Here is a 14,755-nt window from a genome sequence, read left to right on the forward strand (position 1 = left end):
GGCTTATGACGGATCGCGCGCGGCCCCGCGGGGAGTTCCCGCGGGGCGCCGCTTTTTTGGTGGTGTGTCAGACCTTGGCCGCTACGGCGTCAGGCCTTGCGTGCCCGCGTCGTCTTCTTCGCGGGCGTCGCCTTCTTCGTGGCCGCGGCGGCCTTCTTCGTGGCCGCGGCGGCCTTCTTCGTGGCCGTGTTGTTGGCCCTGGCCGTCACCGTCTTCTTCGCCACCGCCGTCGCCGCGGCCGTCTTCCTGGCCGCGGTCGCACGCGGCGCCGTCACCGGGTCCGCGTCGCTGATGCGGTCGGCGCCGAGGATCTCGCGCAGGAACTTGCCGGTGTGGCTGGCCGGCACCCCGGCGACCTCCTCGGGCGTACCCTCGGCGACCACGAGGCCACCGCCGGCACCGCCCTCGGGACCCATGTCCACGATCCAGTCGGCGGTCTTGATCACGTCGAGGTTGTGCTCGATGACGATGACCGTGTTGCCCTTGTCGACCAGGCCGCCGAGGACCGTCAGCAGCTTGCTGATGTCCTCGAAGTGCAGACCGGTGGTCGGCTCGTCCAGGACGTAGACCGTACGCCCGGTGGAGCGCTTCTGCAGTTCGCTGGCCAGCTTCACGCGCTGCGCCTCACCGCCGGAGAGGGTGGTGGCGGACTGGCCGAGGCGGACGTAGCCGAGGCCGACGTCCTTCAGCGTCCTCAGGTGCCGGGAGATGGCCGGGACTGCCTCGAAGAAGTCGGTGGCCTCCTCGATCGGCATGTTCAGGACGTCGGCGATGGACTTGCCCTTGTAGTGGACCTCCAGGGTCTCCCGGTTGTACCGGGCGCCGTGGCAGACCTCGCACGGGACGTAGACGTCCGGGAGGAAGTTCATCTCGATCTTGATCGTGCCGTCGCCCGCGCAGTTCTCGCAGCGGCCGCCCTTGACGTTGAAGGAGAAGCGGCCCGGCTGGTAGCCGCGGACCTTCGCCTCGGTGGTCTCGGCGAACAGCTTGCGGATGTGGTCGAAGACTCCGGTGTACGTCGCCGGGTTGGACCGCGGGGTGCGGCCGATCGGCGACTGGTCGACGTGCACGACCTTGTCGACCAGGTCGTCGCCGTCCACGCGCGTGTGCCGTCCGGGGACGTTCCGCGCGCCGTTCAGCTCGCGGGCCAGGTGCGTGTAGAGGATGTCGTTGACCAGCGTGGACTTGCCGGATCCGGAGACGCCCGTGACGGCCGTGAACACACCCAGCGGGAAGGACACGTCGATGTCCTGCAGGTTGTTCTCGCGGGCGCCGTGCACCGTGAGCCGCCGGGACGGGTCGCGGGGACGGCGGACGTCGGGCAGCGGGATCGCCTTGCGGCCGGAGAGGTACGCGCCGGTCTGCGACTCGGTGTTGGCGAGCAGCTCCTTCAGCGAGCCGCTGTGCACGACCTTGCCGCCGTGCTCGCCGGCGCCTGGACCGATGTCCACCACCCAGTCGGCGACCTTGATGGTGTCCTCGTCGTGCTCGACGACGATGAGCGTGTTGCCCATGTCACGCAGCCGGACCAGGGTCTCGATCAGCCGGTGGTTGTCCCGCTGGTGCAGACCGATGGACGGCTCGTCCAGGACGTACAGGACGCCGACGAGACCGGAGCCGATCTGGGTGGCCAGGCGGATGCGCTGAGCCTCGCCGCCGGAGAGTGTGCCGGCCGCGCGGTTCAGCGAGAGGTAGTCCAGGCCGACGTCGACCAGGAAGCGCAGCCGTTCGTTGACCTCCTTCAGCACCCGCTCGGCGATCTTCTTGTCGCGGGCGTTCAGCTTCAGCCGGCCCAGGAAGTCCGCGCAGTCGCTGATCGACATCCCGGAGACCTCGGCGATCGACTTCTCCATGATCGTGACCGCGAGGACGATCGGCTTCAGGCGCGTGCCCTCACAGCTCGGGCAGGGCACCTCGCGCATGTAGCCCTCGAAGCGCTCGCGGCTGGCGTCGCTCTCGGCCTCGCTGTGGCGGCGCTTCACGAACGGCACCGCGCCCTCGAAAGGCGTGGTGTAGACCCGCTCGCGTCCGTACCGGTTGCGGTAGCGGACCTCGATCTGGGTCTTGTGGCCGTACAGCAGGGCCTTCTTCGCGCGCTGGGGCAGGCCCGCGAACGGGATGTCCGTACGGAAGCCGAGGGCGTCCGCGAGAGCGCCGATCAGACGGCCGAAGTAGTCCTTGGTGTGCCCGTGCGACCAGGGGTGGATGGCGCCTTCGTCCAGGGACTTGTCGGGGTCCGGGACGATCAGCTCCGGGTCGACCTCCATGCGCGTGCCGATGCCGGTGCAGTCGGGGCAGGCGCCGAAGGGCGAGTTGAAGGAGAAGGAGCGGGGCTCCAGTTCTTCGAAGGACAGGTCGTCGTACGGGCAGTACAGGTGCTCGGAGTACATGCGCTCGCGCTCGGGGTCGTCCTCCGGGAGGTCGACGAAGTCGAGCACGATCATGCCGCCGGACAGGCCGAGGGCGGTCTCCACGGAGTCGGTGAGGCGGCGCTTGGCGGACTCCTTCACCGTGAGGCGGTCCACGACCACCTCGATGGTGTGCTTCTCCTGCTTCTTCAGCGTCGGCGGGTCGGAGAGCTGGACGGTCTGGCCGTCCACGCGCGCACGGGAGTAGCCCTTGGTCTGCAGGTCGGCGAAGAGGTCGACGAACTCGCCCTTGCGCTCGCGCACGAGCGGCGACAGCACCTGGAAGCGGCTCCCCTCCGGCAGTTCCAGGACCTTGTCCACGATGGCCTGCGGCGACTGGCGCGAGATCGGACGGCCGCACTCGGGGCAGTGCGGCTTGCCGATGCGCGCGAAGAGCAGGCGCAGGTAGTCGTAGACCTCGGTGATGGTGCCCACCGTCGAGCGCGGGTTGCGCGAGGTCGACTTCTGGTCGATGGAGACCGCCGGGGACAGGCCCTCGATGAAGTCCACGTCCGGCTTGTCCATCTGGCCGAGGAACTGCCGGGCGTACGAGGAGAGCGACTCCACGTAGCGGCGCTGGCCCTCCGCGAAGATCGTGTCGAAGGCCAGGGAGGACTTGCCCGACCCGGACAGGCCCGTGAAGACGATGAGCGAGTCACGAGGCAGGTCGAGCGAGACATTCTTCAGGTTGTGCTCGCGCGCGCCACGGACGATGAGACGGTCGGCCACGCCGGTCCGCACCTTTCTTGAGAGAAGTGACAGGGGCGGGGCCCCCGTGCTTCTTCAGACTAGGGGGAGCCACTGACAACGCCGGTCGGATTGCCCGATTGCATAACAACCCCCGGCCATCCAGCATGCCCGACGTCGCCTCCGACGATATAGCACGTGCTTTCGATTTGCGGACGTGCTTCACCACCTTCACCCGAAGGTGTGGCGGGGCTAATGTCAGGCCCATGATTGATCACGCTCATGACCTGGCATGTGTACGCGACGCGACCGAACGGCTCCTGAGAGCGGTCGCCGAACTGGACAACGCATCGCTCGCCGAGCCGTCACGGCTTCCGGGCTGGACTCGCGGCCATGTCCTCGCCCACCTCGCCCGCAACGCGGACGCGCTCGTGAACGTTCTCGAGGGCCGGCCCATGTACGCGAGCGCCGAGGCGCGGGACGCCGACATCGAGCGGGACGCCCCCCGCCCCCTCGACGACCAGCTCGCGGACCTGCGCGAGACGGCGGCCCGCTTCCAGGCGGTGGGGGACGCCCCCGCGGACTGGACGCGCACGGTGGAGCTGCGCAACGGGGTCACCGACTCCGCGTCCCGCGTGCCGTTCCGCAGGTGGGTCGAGGTCGGTCTGCACCATGTGGATCTCGGTATCGGGTACGAGCTGGAGGATCTTCCGGCCGAGTTCACGCAGCGGGAGATCGGATTCCTCGTGGAGCGCTTCTTTGGGCATCCCGAGGTCCCCGCGACCCGCGTCACGGACGGCACGCACGCGTGGAGCACGGGACGCGAGGCGGCCGAGCCCGAGGTGACGGTCCACGGCGCTCCGGCGGACCTGCTGGGCTGGCTCGCCGGACGTCGCGAGGGGGCCGCGCTCAAGGCGACCGGCGGCGCACTGCCGAAGCTGCCGCCGCTGTAGCGCGACAACGGTCCGCCGGGCACTCCCCCGCTATAGGCTGATCGCCATGACGTACAGCGGAGAGGTCAAGGTCGGCGGACCGGCCGACGTGCACGAGCTGAAAGACCTGATGATCACGAAGATCGCGGTCGGCCCGATGGACAACAACGCCTATCTGCTGCGCTGCCGGGCCACCGACGAACAGCTCCTGATCGACGCCGCCAACGAGGCGCAGACACTCCTCGGCATGATCGGTGACGACGGCATCGCATCCGTGGTCACCACGCATCGGCACGGCGACCACTGGCAGGCACTCGCCGAGGTCGTCGCCGCGACGGGCGCGCGTACGTACGCCGGCCGGGAGGACGCTCCCGGCATCCCGGTGCCCACCGATGTTCTCGTGGACGACGGCGACGTCGTCAGGGTCGGGCGTGTCGAGCTCACCGCGCGGCATCTCGTGGGGCACACCCCGGGCTCGATCGCGCTGGTCTACGACGACCCGCACGGCCACCCGCACGTCTTCACCGGTGACTGCCTCTTCCCGGGAGGTCCTGGAAAGACGACGAATCCGGCGGACTTCACAAGTCTGATGGACGGTCTGGAAGAGAAGGTCTTCGGTCCGCTGCCCGACGAAACGTGGATCTACCCGGGCCACGGAAACGACACCACGGTCGGCGACGAACGACCGCACCTGGCGGAGTGGAGATCCCGCGGCTGGTGAGGTGTCGGCACAGTTCCCCGTGCCGCTTTCGCGGGCGCGTACGCGCGGCGTTCACAGGACCGCAACACCCGTTCCCACTATGCGGACAGTTACGGTCATGACCTGGACAAACGTGGGGTTCGCTGCCAATCTCCCGCCATGTACCTCGCCCCCCGCACCGTGCGCCGTGCGCTGGCCGCCGCCACCGTAGCCCTGCTCGCCACCGCCGTCGGCTGTGCTCCGCAGCCCGAGGACAACGCGTCGGCAAGCCCGTCCGGATCGGCCGCGAAGAGCTGCGCCCAGGGCACGTTGGCCACCAGGACCTCCGGCAAGCTGACGATCGCGACGGACGAGCCGGCGTACGAGCCCTGGTTCAAGGACGACAAGCCGGCGAACGGCAAGGGCTTCGAGTCGGCGGTCGCCTACGCCGTGGCCCGGCAGCTGGGTTACGGCAAGGACGCGGTCGTGTGGCAGAGCGTGCCGTTCAACAAGGCGTTCGCGCCCGGTGTGAAGACCTTCGACTTCGACATCAACCAGGTGTCGATCAGCACCGAGCGCAAGAAGGCCGTCGACTTCTCCTCCGGCTACTACGACGTGCGCCAGGCCGTCATCGCCCTGAAGGGCAGCAAGGCCGCCGGAGCGACGAGCATCGCAGGCCTGAAGGGCCTCAAGCTGGGCGCCCAGGTGGGCACCACGAGCCTCGACTACATCACCGACGTGGTGAAGCCGAAGCAGGAGGCCGCGGTGTACGCCAAGAACGACCAGGCCAAGTCCGCCCTGAAGAACGGCCAGGTCGACGCCATCGTCGTGGACCTGCCGACCGCGTTCTACATCACCGCGGCCGAGGTGACGAACGCGAAGATCGTCGGCCAGTTCGAGAACCAGGGTGCCGCGCCCGAGCAGTTCGGGCTGGTGCTGGACAAGGGCAGCGCACTGACCTCGTGCGTGAGCGGCGCCGTGGACGCCCTGCGCAAGGACGGCACGTTGGGCAAGCTCGAGAAGCAATGGCTCTCCGACGCCGTCGACGCCCCGGTGCTCAAGTGACGGTCACCAAGGGCGAGTCGGCCCGGGAGGGGGCCGACGACAAGGGCGACATGACCGGTGCCGCCGCCGACGGTGACGGCTACGTACCCTCCGAACGGCGGCTGGAGCGCGAGCGCCACCAACGCGCGCGTGCCCGCCGCGCCACGGCCGTCGCGGCGCTCTCGACGCTGGTCACGGCCGTCGTGCTGTATCTGGTCGTGGTCGACGCGCCCGGTTGGCCGCGCACCAAGGAGACCTTCTTCGACGCGCACTACGCGCGCGAGGCGCTGCCGAAGGTCCTTGAAGGGCTGTGGCTGAACGTCCGGCTGCTCGCGGTCTGCGGCGTCGCCGTCCTGGTCCTGGGCATGCTGATCGCGATCGCGCGCACCCTGCGCGGTCCGGTCTTCTTCCCGCTGCGGGTGCTGGCGGCGGCGTACACCGACTTCTTCCGCGGCCTTCCGCTGATCATCAACCTGATGATCGTCGTCCTGGGCGTGCCGGCGCTGCGACTGCAGGGCGTGACGGTCGATCCGGTGCTGCTGGGCGGTACGGCGCTGACGCTGACGTACTCGGCGTACGTGGCCGAGGTGTTCCGGGCCGGGATCGAGTCGATCCACCCTTCACAGCACGCCGCGGCCCGCTCGCTGGGCCTCACCAGCCGGCAGGCCCTGCGCTACGTCGTCCTCCCCCAGGCGGTACGGCGTCAGGTTCCGCCGCTGCTCAACGACCTGGTGTCACTGCAGAAGGACACCGGCCTGGTCTCGATCGGGGGCGCGGTGGACGCCGTGCGGGCGGCCGACATCATCGTGGGCCGCAGCATGAACTACACGCCGTACATCGTCGCGGGGCTGGTGTTCGTGGCGCTGACCATTCCGATGACCCGCTTCACGGACTGGGTGACGGCCCGGATGGACCGGCAGCGGGCCCAGGGAGGAGCGCTATGAGTGACGCAGACACGCCTGTCCTGCGGATGGAGTCCGTCCGCAAGACCTTCGGCGCTTCCGTCGTCCTGCGGGACGTCGAACTGGAGGTCGCGCCGCACACGGTGACCGCCCTGATCGGCGCGTCCGGCTCGGGCAAGTCCACGCTGCTGCGCTGCGCCAACCTCCTGGAGGAGATCGACGACGGTGCGATCTGGCTGGACGGCGAGGAGATCACCGATCCCCGTGCCGACCAGGACGCGGTACGGCGGCGCATCGGTGTGGTCTTCCAGGCGTACAACCTGTTCCCGCACATGACCGTGCTGGACAACATCACGCTGGCGCCGCGCCGGGTGCACGGCGTCGCCCGCGCCGAGGCCGAGGAACGGGCCGGGCAGCTGCTGGAGCGCCTCGGACTGGCCGCCAAGGCCGATGCCTATCCCGACCGGCTCAGCGGCGGCCAGCAGCAGCGTGTGGCGATCGTGCGGGCGCTCGCCGTGCGGCCCCGGCTGTTGCTGCTGGACGAGATCACAGCGGCGCTCGACCCCGAACTCGTGGGCGAGGTGCTGGAGGTGGTGCGGGACCTGAAGGACGACGGCATGACCATGGTGCTGGCGACGCACGAGATGGGCTTCGCGCGGGACGTGGCCGACCAGGTTTGCTTTCTGGACGGTGGAGTCGTCCTGGAGCGCGGCCCCGCCGAGCAGGTCTTCGGCGACCCTCAGCAGGAGCGCACGCGGCGCTTCCTGCGGCGGATCGTGGAGGCGGGCCGGCTGTGACGGCGCAGGCCCACGCGTCGAGGCAGGCCCACGCGTCGACGCAGGCCTACGCGTCGGCTTGGGCCTACGCGTCGGCTTGGGCCGTGCCCACCAGTGCGGCCACGCGCTCCACGCCGAACACATAGCCCTGCACTCCGCATCCGGCGATCACGCCGTCGGCGCGCAGCGAGACGTAGGAGTGGTGCCGGAACGACTCACGCTGGTGGATGTTGGAGATGTGCACCTCCAGCACGGGCATGCCGTCGCAGGTGTTGAGCGCGTCCAGAATCGCGACGGACGTGTGGGAGTAGGCGCCGGGATTGATGATGATCCCGCAGTGGTTCAGGCGCGCCTCGTGGATCCAGTCGACCAGTTCGCCCTCGTGGTTGGACTGCCGGAAGTCCACCGTGCCGCCGTGCGCCGCCGCGGCCTTGGCGCACAGCGCCTCGACGTCCGCCAGCGTGTCCTTGCCGTAGATCTCGGGCTGGCGCTGGCCGAGCAGGTTCAGGTTGGGCCCGTTGAGGATCATGATCGGGGCGTTGGCCAGGGTGCGGGGCACGGTTCCTCCGGTCCGTTCGGGGCGGTACGTCGACGACCGCTGCTCGCACCCGGTCTATCACGGTGGCCGCAGCGCAGGGCGGGCCGTGTGCCCCGGCGACTTCGGCGCACGCCGCGGTCGCCCGATCACCACCGCGCGCCCCGTAACCGCCGATCACAGCGGGTAGTTGACGCGGCATGCAGCCTGTACACGCCGTAAGTGCCCCTTCGATGCCGAGACTCGCCGCCGCGTCGCTGGTGGGGACCGCGATCGAGTTCTACGACTTCTTCGTCTACGGGACAGCGGCGGCCCTGGTGCTGGGGCCGCTGTTCTTCCCGACGTTCTCGCCCGTCGCGGGGACCCTCGCGGCGTTCGGGACGTTCGGGGTGGGATTCGTGGCCCGTCCGCTCGGCTCGGTCCTGTTCGGGCATCTCGGCGACCGGCGCGGGCGGCGGCCGGTGCTCGTCGTCTCACTGCTGCTCACGGGCGCCTCGACGGTCGCGGTGGGCTGTGTGCCGTCGTACGGCACGATCGGCTTCGCCGCACCCGTACTGCTGCTCGTCCTGCGTTTCCTGCAGGGGCTGGGGCTCGGCGGGGAGTGGGGTGGAGCGGTGCTGCTGACCGCCGAGCACGCGCCGGCCACGCGACGCGCGCTGTGGTCGAGCTTCCCTCAGGTGGGGCCCGCGTTCGGTTTCGTGCTCGCCAACGGCGTGATGCTCGCCCTGTCGGCGGCACTGTCGGACGCGGAGTTCGCGCGGTGGGGGTGGCGGGTGCCGTTCTGGGCGGCCGGGGTGCTGGCCCTGGCCGGCCTGTGGCTGCGCTCGTCGCTCGCCGAAAGCCCCCGGTTCCTGGAGATCGACGACCACGCGCGCGTGCCGTTCGTCGAGGTCGTACGGCATCACGGGCGGCTGGTGCTGTTGACGGCCGGCGCGCTGGCCGTCGGGTACGCGGTGTTCTACGCGGTGACGACCTGGTCGCTGGCGTATGCGACGGAGCGGCTCGGGGTGAGCCGGACGGTGATGCTGACCTGTGTCATGGCCGCGGTGGTCGTGAAGGGGGCGCTCACGCCTGTGATGGCGCTGCTCGGCGACCGCTACGGGCGCCGGCCGATGTGTCTGACGGGGTGCTCGGCCTGCGCCCTGTGGATGCTCCCGATGGTGGCGCTGCTGGCCACCGGTGAGCCGTTGCTGATGTTCCTCGGCATTCTGGGTGCCCTGATCGCCTTCATCATCATGTTCGCGGTCATCGCCGCCTACCTGCCGGAACTGTACGAAGCGCGGGTGCGCTGCACGGGCGCCGCGGTGGGCTACAACCTCGGCGGGGTCCTCGGCGGCGCCCTCACCCCGATCGTGGCCACGGCGCTCGCGGAGCAGGGCGGACGGGTGCCGTGGGCCGTGGGCGTCTATCTGACGGGCGTCTCCCTGCTCAGTCTGGTGTGCTTCGCGCTGCTTCCGGAGACGCGGCCGGTACCGGTGCCGGCCGTGGAGCCGGCGACCAGCTGACCCGGTTCCTGCGCCGCTGCCCTATGGATTGATCGCCAGTTCCAGGTATGCCGCGAAGAGCACCAGGTGGACCCCTCCCTGCAGGGGTGTGGCCCGTCCCGGCACCACCGTCAGGGAGCTGACCACCACGGTCAGCGCGAGCAGCAGCATGTGTGTCGAGCCGAGACCGAGGACGAGCGGTCCGGACAGCCAGACGGAGGCGAGGGCGACGGCCGGGATGGTCAGGCCGATGCTGGCCATGGCCGAGCCGAGAGCGAGATTGAGGCTGGTCTGCACCCGGTCGCGGCGTGCGGAGCGCAGCGCGGCGATCGTCTCCGGCAACAGGACGAGCAGGGCGATGACCACACCGACGACGGCCTGGTGCAGTCCGGCCGCCGCCACGCCCGACTCGATGGTGGGCGACACGCCCTTGGCCAGGCCGACCACGCCGATCAGAGCCAGGCCGAGCAGACCGAGGCTGATCCAGGCGGTGCGCGGGGAGGGGGGTTGGGCGTGGTCGTCGGCGGTGATGACCTCGCCCTGCCGGGTGATCGGCAGGAAGTAGTCGCGGTGGCGCACTGTCTGGGTGGCCACGAACAGGCCGTACAGGATCAGTGAGGACAGCGCGGCGAAGGTCAGCTGCACCGTGGAGAACTCGGGTCCGGGCTTGCTGGTGGTGAAGGTCGGCAGGACCAGGCTGAGCGTGGCCAGCGTCGCCACGGTCGCCAGGGCGGCGCCGGTCCCCTCGGGGTTGAAGACCGCCGTGCCGTGCCGCAGCGAGGCGACGAGCAGGCAGAGACCGACGATGCCGTTGCAGGTGATCATCACGGCGGCGAAGACGGTGTCTCTGGCCAGGGTGGAACTCTTGTCGCCGCCGTCGGCCATGAGGGTGACGATGAGGGCCACCTCGATGATCGTGACGGCGACGGCGAGTACCAGGGATCCGAAGGGCTCGCCGACGCGGTGAGCGACGACCTCCGCGTGATGCACCGCGGCCAGGACGGATCCGGCCAGCACCACGGCGATCAGGGCGACGACCGCGCCCGGCAGGTGACGGCCCCAGGTGAACACCAGGAGGACGACCGCGAGTACCGGCACGAGGATCGTCCATTGCCGGGTGAGCGACCGGAGCCGAGTGATCATGCGGCGATGGTCGCAGAGAGGTACAGGATTCGCATTCCGTTCTTTTCGGATACTTCTCGTCCTTTCCACCACGCGGACCGGCACCGGCGGGAGCGGTGTCTGCTTCGCGCAGTCCGCTCCCGCCACGGCCGTATCCGTCGCGGCCTCGGTCAGGCGTCGACGCTGTCCTTCGGAGCGCCTTCCCCGCCGGCGTGCGCGGCCTCGGCGGCCGCCTGCTTTTTGGAAGCCATCAGACTGGTGAGGGTGGTGACGGCCAGGACCGCACAGATCACGCCGAGTGAGACCGGGATGCTGATCTCGGGGACGTGGACGCCGGACTCGTGCAGGGCGTGCAGCACCAGCTTGACGCCGATGAAGCCGAGGATGATCGACAGGCCGTACGAGAGGTGGACCAGCTTCTTCAGCAGGCCGCCGATGAGGAAGTACAGCTGCCGCAGGCCCATGAGGGCGAAGGCGTTGGCGGTGAAGACGATGTACGGGTCCTGGGTCAGGCCGAAGATGGCGGGGATGGAGTCCAGGGCGAACAGGACGTCCGTGGTGCCGATGGCGAGCATCACGACCAGCATCGGGGTCATGACCCGCTTACTGTTCTGCTGGATCCACAGTCTGGTGCCGTGGTACCGGTCGGCCACACCGAATCTGCGCTCCGCGGCCTTCAGCAGCTTGCTCTCCTCGTACTCCTCGTCCTCCTCGTCCGCGCGGGCCTCCTTGACGAGCTTCCAGGCGGTCCAGATCAGGAAGGCACCGAAGAGGTAGAACACCCAGGAGAAGCTGCCGATGATCGCGGCTCCCGCGGCGATGAAGACGGCCCGCAGGACCAGGGCTATGAGCACGCCGACGAGCAGGACACGCTGCTGGTACCGGGGGGGCACCGCGAACTTCGCCATGATCAGGACGAAGACGAAGAGGTTGTCGACGCTCAGCGACTTCTCGGTGATGAATCCGGCGAAGAACTCGCCGGCCGGCTGTCCGCCGCCGAAGACGAGGAGACCGAGGCCGAAGAGACCGGCCAGGGCGATCCAGACGACGGTCCAGATACCGGCTTCCTTGATCGACACCTCGTGCGGCTTGCGCCCGATGAGGAAATCGACGGCGATCAGGGCGGCGAGACCCACGATGGTCAGGACCCACAGGGTCATGGAGACTTCCACTGCACCTCCGGCATTACGTCACGGCAAACACGTCAGCGTTGTCGCTGCCGGAGGTCTCTTCCACCCGCGTCGGGCCGACGCCCCGGGACCGGAACCGGTCCGTACTGACGGGTGCGCCGCAGTCAGGGAGTACTCCCCTCCGTACGGAAACAGTACCCCAATCACCAAGGGAAGGTAAAGAAGAAGGTCAAGTAAAGACCAAATCGCCTGGTCAGTTGGGCTTTACTTGTGCTTGGTCAGAGCCCGGGCCACCTCGGTGAGGACCTGGTGCACGATCTGGCTGCCGTCCGGCACCAGCGACGGTTCGTAGGTCCAGGCGTGCCCGACCCAGGGGTCGGCGAGGTGATCGTCGGGCAGGGGGGTGAGTCGCATCAGCGAACGCCACAGCGGATCGAGCAGGGGGCCGTAGGCCGCCGCGTCCTCACGGTCCGCCACCAGCAGGAGGTGCACACCGACGTCGGGCCCCTCGTCGGCGAGATAGCGCAGCCGGGTCACGGCCCGGTCGTCGAAACCGTGTGGGAAGTCATTGACGATGAGCAGCTGTCGTGCGGTGTCGACATCGGCCGGCAGCGATTCGGGTACGCCGCCGCGCAGGGCCATCTGCACCAGGTCAACCCGCCGGGTGAGCTGCTCCAGCACCTCGGTCACCCCGGCCGCCCCGGTCGCGGGGGGCGCGGCGAGCACGCCGGTCCGCGTGAGCGGACCGAACGCCGCTGCCCCGGCGTCGGCCGGGTCGATGACCTGCACGGCGAAGTCCCCCGCCGGATGCACGGCGAGCAGCCGCGCCGCGAGCGCCACGGCCGCCTCCATGGCCAGGTGCCGCAGCCCGGCGGAGTCCGGGGAGCCGTCGGGCGCGGCCGCCGACCCGCTGTCGACCCACAGGCCGCGTTCCAGCGGCAGCCTGACCAGCATGGGGATGCGCAGCGGCACGCTCTCGGGCAGATGCAGGTCGCCGAGGCGCAGGGCCATCGGCGGCTCGGTGGGCATGCGGTAGCCGTGCCAGACGGGGTTGTCCCAGCCGGCGTACGCGGGCGGCAGCGCGGGCTCGACCACCTCGGCCTCGGCGGTGAGCTGGGCGAGATCGCGGTCGAGGACCGCGCGTGCCTGGTCCACCAACTGCGTCCGGCGGGCGTGGGCCGCCTCACGGGCGCTCTCCCCCGCGGTGCCGAGCCGGCCGCGGGGGTCGGTGAGGACCTGATCGAGTTCCTTCTCCAGGCGGGAGTCGGCGAAGTCGACGGCACTGCGGTACGCGGCGGTCGTGCGGGCCAGGTCCTCGAACATGCCCCAGATCTGGTTGTACAGCCGCTCCTCCATCGACCAGCCCACGGCGTCACCCGCGACGGGCGGCGCGGGCCGGCCGTCGGTGTCCGCGGGCGCCGAGGGCGGTGCGGCGTGCGTGCGGCGGCCGGGGTGCGTGTAGTCGACCCGGGCGCCGGTGTCGCGCGGGCCGGCGCCGGAAGCCTGGGCGTCGTACGGGTTCGGCACGTCGTACGAGGGGGCCGGCTCGGGCCGCTGCGCGGCGTACGAGGGCGTCGGCTCCGGCGTACCGGAGGCGGGGGCGTGCGGGGGCTCCGGGGCACGGGTGTCGTGCGGCGCGCCAGCCGACGTGTCGCGAGCCGCGGCAGCGGAGGCGTCGTGCGGGACGGTCGCGGAGGTGTCCCGCGGCGCGCGGGCCGAGGTGTCGCAGGCCGAGCTGTCCTGCGGCGCGGGTGCGGTGGAGGAGGGCGGCGATGGGCGGGACGGGCCGTGCGCCGCCGCCTCGTGGACGGCGGCCGCGAGGTCGGCGGGCTCCCGCAGCCCCTGGTCGGCGAGGAGTGCGGGGAGCCCGGCCGCGTAGCCCTGACCCACCGCGCGCACCTTCCAGGCGCCCTGCCTGCGGTACAGCTCCAGTGCGAGCACGGCCGTCTCGCTGTCCAGGCCGGTGAGCGTGAAGCAGGCGAGTTCGGTGCCGTCGACGCCCTCGACGGCGGTGTGCGGGGCCGCGACGGCCCCGAACCGCGACGGCGCTCCCGCCCCTGCGGGCAGGGCGAGGAAGACGTCGACACGGTGCACGGCCTCGGGCAGGGCGCCCAGGTCGACGGCCATCCGGTGTTCGGTCGCGGCCTGCCGGGACACCTCGATGCCGGGCGGAGCGGGGGCGCCGGGATGGGCCACCCACTGGGTGCCGTGGACCGTGCCGTTCTCGTCGCCGAGCGTGGCTCCGGCCAGGACCGGCGTCCCGGCCGAGATCCGGATGGTCAGCCGGATGTGGGACAGCGGGTGGTTCTGCCCCCGCACCAGCTCGGCCGTCATCGCCGTCGCCCCCCTGTGTCGTTGTTTCGTGCGCCCTGCCGGTCGAACGGGCGGTCCTACAGATGCGGCAGGATCGCCGGCATCAGGTCCTGGAACGTGCGGCCGTTGGCCGGGTTGCCCAGGGCGGTCATCGTCCAGCCCGACCCCGCGCGGTGCACCTTCGCCATGATCTGGGCGGTGTAGTCGCCGCCGCCGTCCAGGGTGTAGCGGGCGAGTTCCTGGCCGTTGGTCTCGTCGACGAGACGGCAGAACGCGTTCTGCACCTCCTGGAAGGTCTGGCCCGTGAAGGAGTTCACGGTGAAGACGATCTGGTCGATGTGGACCGGGACGCGCTGCAGGTCCACGAGGATCGCCTCGTCGTCACCGCCCTGGCCGACGCCGCCGACGAGGTTGTCGCCGGTGTGCCGGACGGAGCCGTCGTCGCTGACCAGGTGGCGGAAGAAGACGACGTCGACCGGCTGCTTCTCGGCGAAGAGGACGGCCGAGGCGTCCAGGTCGATCTCGCGGGTGCGGGAGCCGAACAGACCGCGTCGCTTCGCCGCCTGCCAGCCGAGTCCCATACGGACCGCGGTCAGGGTGGCCCCGTCCTTCTTCTCCAGGCTGATGGCCTGACCCTTGCTCAAGTTGACGGACACCGCTGAATCCCCTCTCGAAGGTCCCCTGTTGCCGCGCAGTGCGCGGTTGTCCAGAACCCTACGCAGGGGCACCGACAGTGCCGCACC

Annotated in this window: 12 protein-coding genes; 6 read left to right on the forward strand and 6 right to left on the reverse strand. The window is 70.1% G+C overall.

The features are described from left to right. Positions 1-89: 89 nt before the first annotated feature. Positions 90-3,137 (reverse strand): excinuclease ABC subunit UvrA, encoded by a 3,048-nt coding sequence (gene uvrA, locus ACWC94_RS12395; RefSeq protein ID WP_450796474.1) that lies wholly within the window; start codon positions 3,135-3,137, stop codon positions 90-92. A gap of 224 nt (positions 3,138-3,361) precedes the next feature. Here uvrA and ACWC94_RS12400 point away from each other — a divergent pair, with 224 nt between their 5' ends. From ACWC94_RS12400 to ACWC94_RS12420, 5 genes are all read left to right on the forward strand, one after another. Beyond that, positions 3,362-4,048: a maleylpyruvate isomerase family mycothiol-dependent enzyme gene (locus tag ACWC94_RS12400; protein ID WP_450796475.1), complete on the forward strand. Its 687-nt coding sequence runs from the start codon at positions 3,362-3,364 to the stop codon at positions 4,046-4,048. A gap of 46 nt (positions 4,049-4,094) precedes the next feature. Further along, complete coding sequence (locus tag ACWC94_RS12405) at positions 4,095-4,748, forward strand: MBL fold metallo-hydrolase (protein ID WP_450796476.1); 654 nt, start codon at positions 4,095-4,097, stop codon at positions 4,746-4,748. 138 nt (positions 4,749-4,886) lie between these two features. Further along, positions 4,887-5,771 (forward strand): ABC transporter substrate-binding protein, encoded by an 885-nt coding sequence (locus tag ACWC94_RS12410; RefSeq protein ID WP_450796477.1) that lies wholly within the window; start codon positions 4,887-4,889, stop codon positions 5,769-5,771. Further along, on the forward strand, positions 5,768-6,694 hold the full coding sequence (locus ACWC94_RS12415) for an amino acid ABC transporter permease (protein ID WP_450796478.1): 927 nt from the start codon (positions 5,768-5,770) through the stop codon (positions 6,692-6,694). The genes ACWC94_RS12410 and ACWC94_RS12415 overlap by 4 nt, the downstream gene beginning before the upstream one ends. After that, complete coding sequence (locus ACWC94_RS12420; RefSeq protein ID WP_450796479.1) at positions 6,691-7,449, forward strand: amino acid ABC transporter ATP-binding protein; 759 nt, start codon at positions 6,691-6,693, stop codon at positions 7,447-7,449. Before ACWC94_RS12415 ends, ACWC94_RS12420 begins: the two co-directional genes overlap by 4 nt. 64 nt (positions 7,450-7,513) lie before the next feature. Here ACWC94_RS12420 and aroQ read toward each other — a convergent pair whose 3' ends face one another. Then, a complete protein-coding gene (gene aroQ / locus ACWC94_RS12425) occupies positions 7,514-7,987 on the reverse strand; it encodes a type II 3-dehydroquinate dehydratase (RefSeq protein ID WP_450796480.1) in 474 nt (157 codons plus the stop codon). Between the two features lie 209 nt (positions 7,988-8,196). Between aroQ and ACWC94_RS12430 the strand changes: the two genes are divergently transcribed. Continuing rightward, positions 8,197-9,468, forward strand: coding sequence for an MFS transporter (locus ACWC94_RS12430; RefSeq protein ID WP_450796481.1), 1,272 nt, complete (start codon positions 8,197-8,199; stop codon positions 9,466-9,468). A 21-nt stretch (positions 9,469-9,489) separates the two neighbouring features. Here ACWC94_RS12430 and ACWC94_RS12435 read toward each other — a convergent pair whose 3' ends face one another. The 4 genes from ACWC94_RS12435 to ACWC94_RS12450 form a co-directional block, all read right to left on the reverse strand. Continuing rightward, positions 9,490-10,590 (reverse strand): calcium:proton antiporter, encoded by a 1,101-nt coding sequence (locus tag ACWC94_RS12435; RefSeq protein WP_450796482.1) that lies wholly within the window; start codon positions 10,588-10,590, stop codon positions 9,490-9,492. A 149-nt stretch (positions 10,591-10,739) separates the two neighbouring features. Beyond that, the gene (locus ACWC94_RS12440; RefSeq protein WP_450796483.1) at positions 10,740-11,741 is read right to left on the reverse strand and encodes a TerC family protein; all 1,002 of its coding nucleotides are present in this window, start codon (positions 11,739-11,741) and stop codon (positions 10,740-10,742) included. A gap of 222 nt (positions 11,742-11,963) precedes the next feature. Beyond that, positions 11,964-14,033: a TerD family protein gene (locus tag ACWC94_RS12445; RefSeq protein ID WP_450796484.1), complete on the reverse strand. Its 2,070-nt coding sequence runs from the start codon at positions 14,031-14,033 to the stop codon at positions 11,964-11,966. A gap of 56 nt (positions 14,034-14,089) precedes the next feature. Then, positions 14,090-14,668, reverse strand: coding sequence for a TerD family protein (locus ACWC94_RS12450; RefSeq protein ID WP_450796485.1), 579 nt, complete (start codon positions 14,666-14,668; stop codon positions 14,090-14,092). Positions 14,669-14,755 lie beyond the last annotated feature (87 nt).

It is taken from the genome of Streptomyces sp. NPDC001135, assembly GCF_053598395.1.

Excerpts from the sequence above, each read along its gene's own strand:
- ACWC94_RS12445 (WP_450796484.1), bottom strand. The coding sequence starts at position 14,033 with ATGACGGCCGAGCTGGTGCGGGGGCAGAACCACCCGCTGTCCCACATC.
- ACWC94_RS12435 (WP_450796482.1), bottom strand. The coding sequence starts at position 10,590 with ATGATCACTCGGCTCCGGTCGCTCACCCGGCAATGGACGATCCTCGTG.
- ACWC94_RS12405 (WP_450796476.1), top strand. The coding sequence starts at position 4,095 with ATGACGTACAGCGGAGAGGTCAAGGTCGGCGGACCGGCCGACGTGCAC.
- ACWC94_RS12400 (WP_450796475.1), top strand. The coding sequence starts at position 3,362 with ATGATTGATCACGCTCATGACCTGGCATGTGTACGCGACGCGACCGAA.
- ACWC94_RS12430 (WP_450796481.1), top strand. The coding sequence starts at position 8,197 with ATGCCGAGACTCGCCGCCGCGTCGCTGGTGGGGACCGCGATCGAGTTC.
- ACWC94_RS12420 (WP_450796479.1), top strand. The coding sequence starts at position 6,691 with ATGAGTGACGCAGACACGCCTGTCCTGCGGATGGAGTCCGTCCGCAAG.
- ACWC94_RS12410 (WP_450796477.1), top strand. The coding sequence starts at position 4,887 with ATGTACCTCGCCCCCCGCACCGTGCGCCGTGCGCTGGCCGCCGCCACC.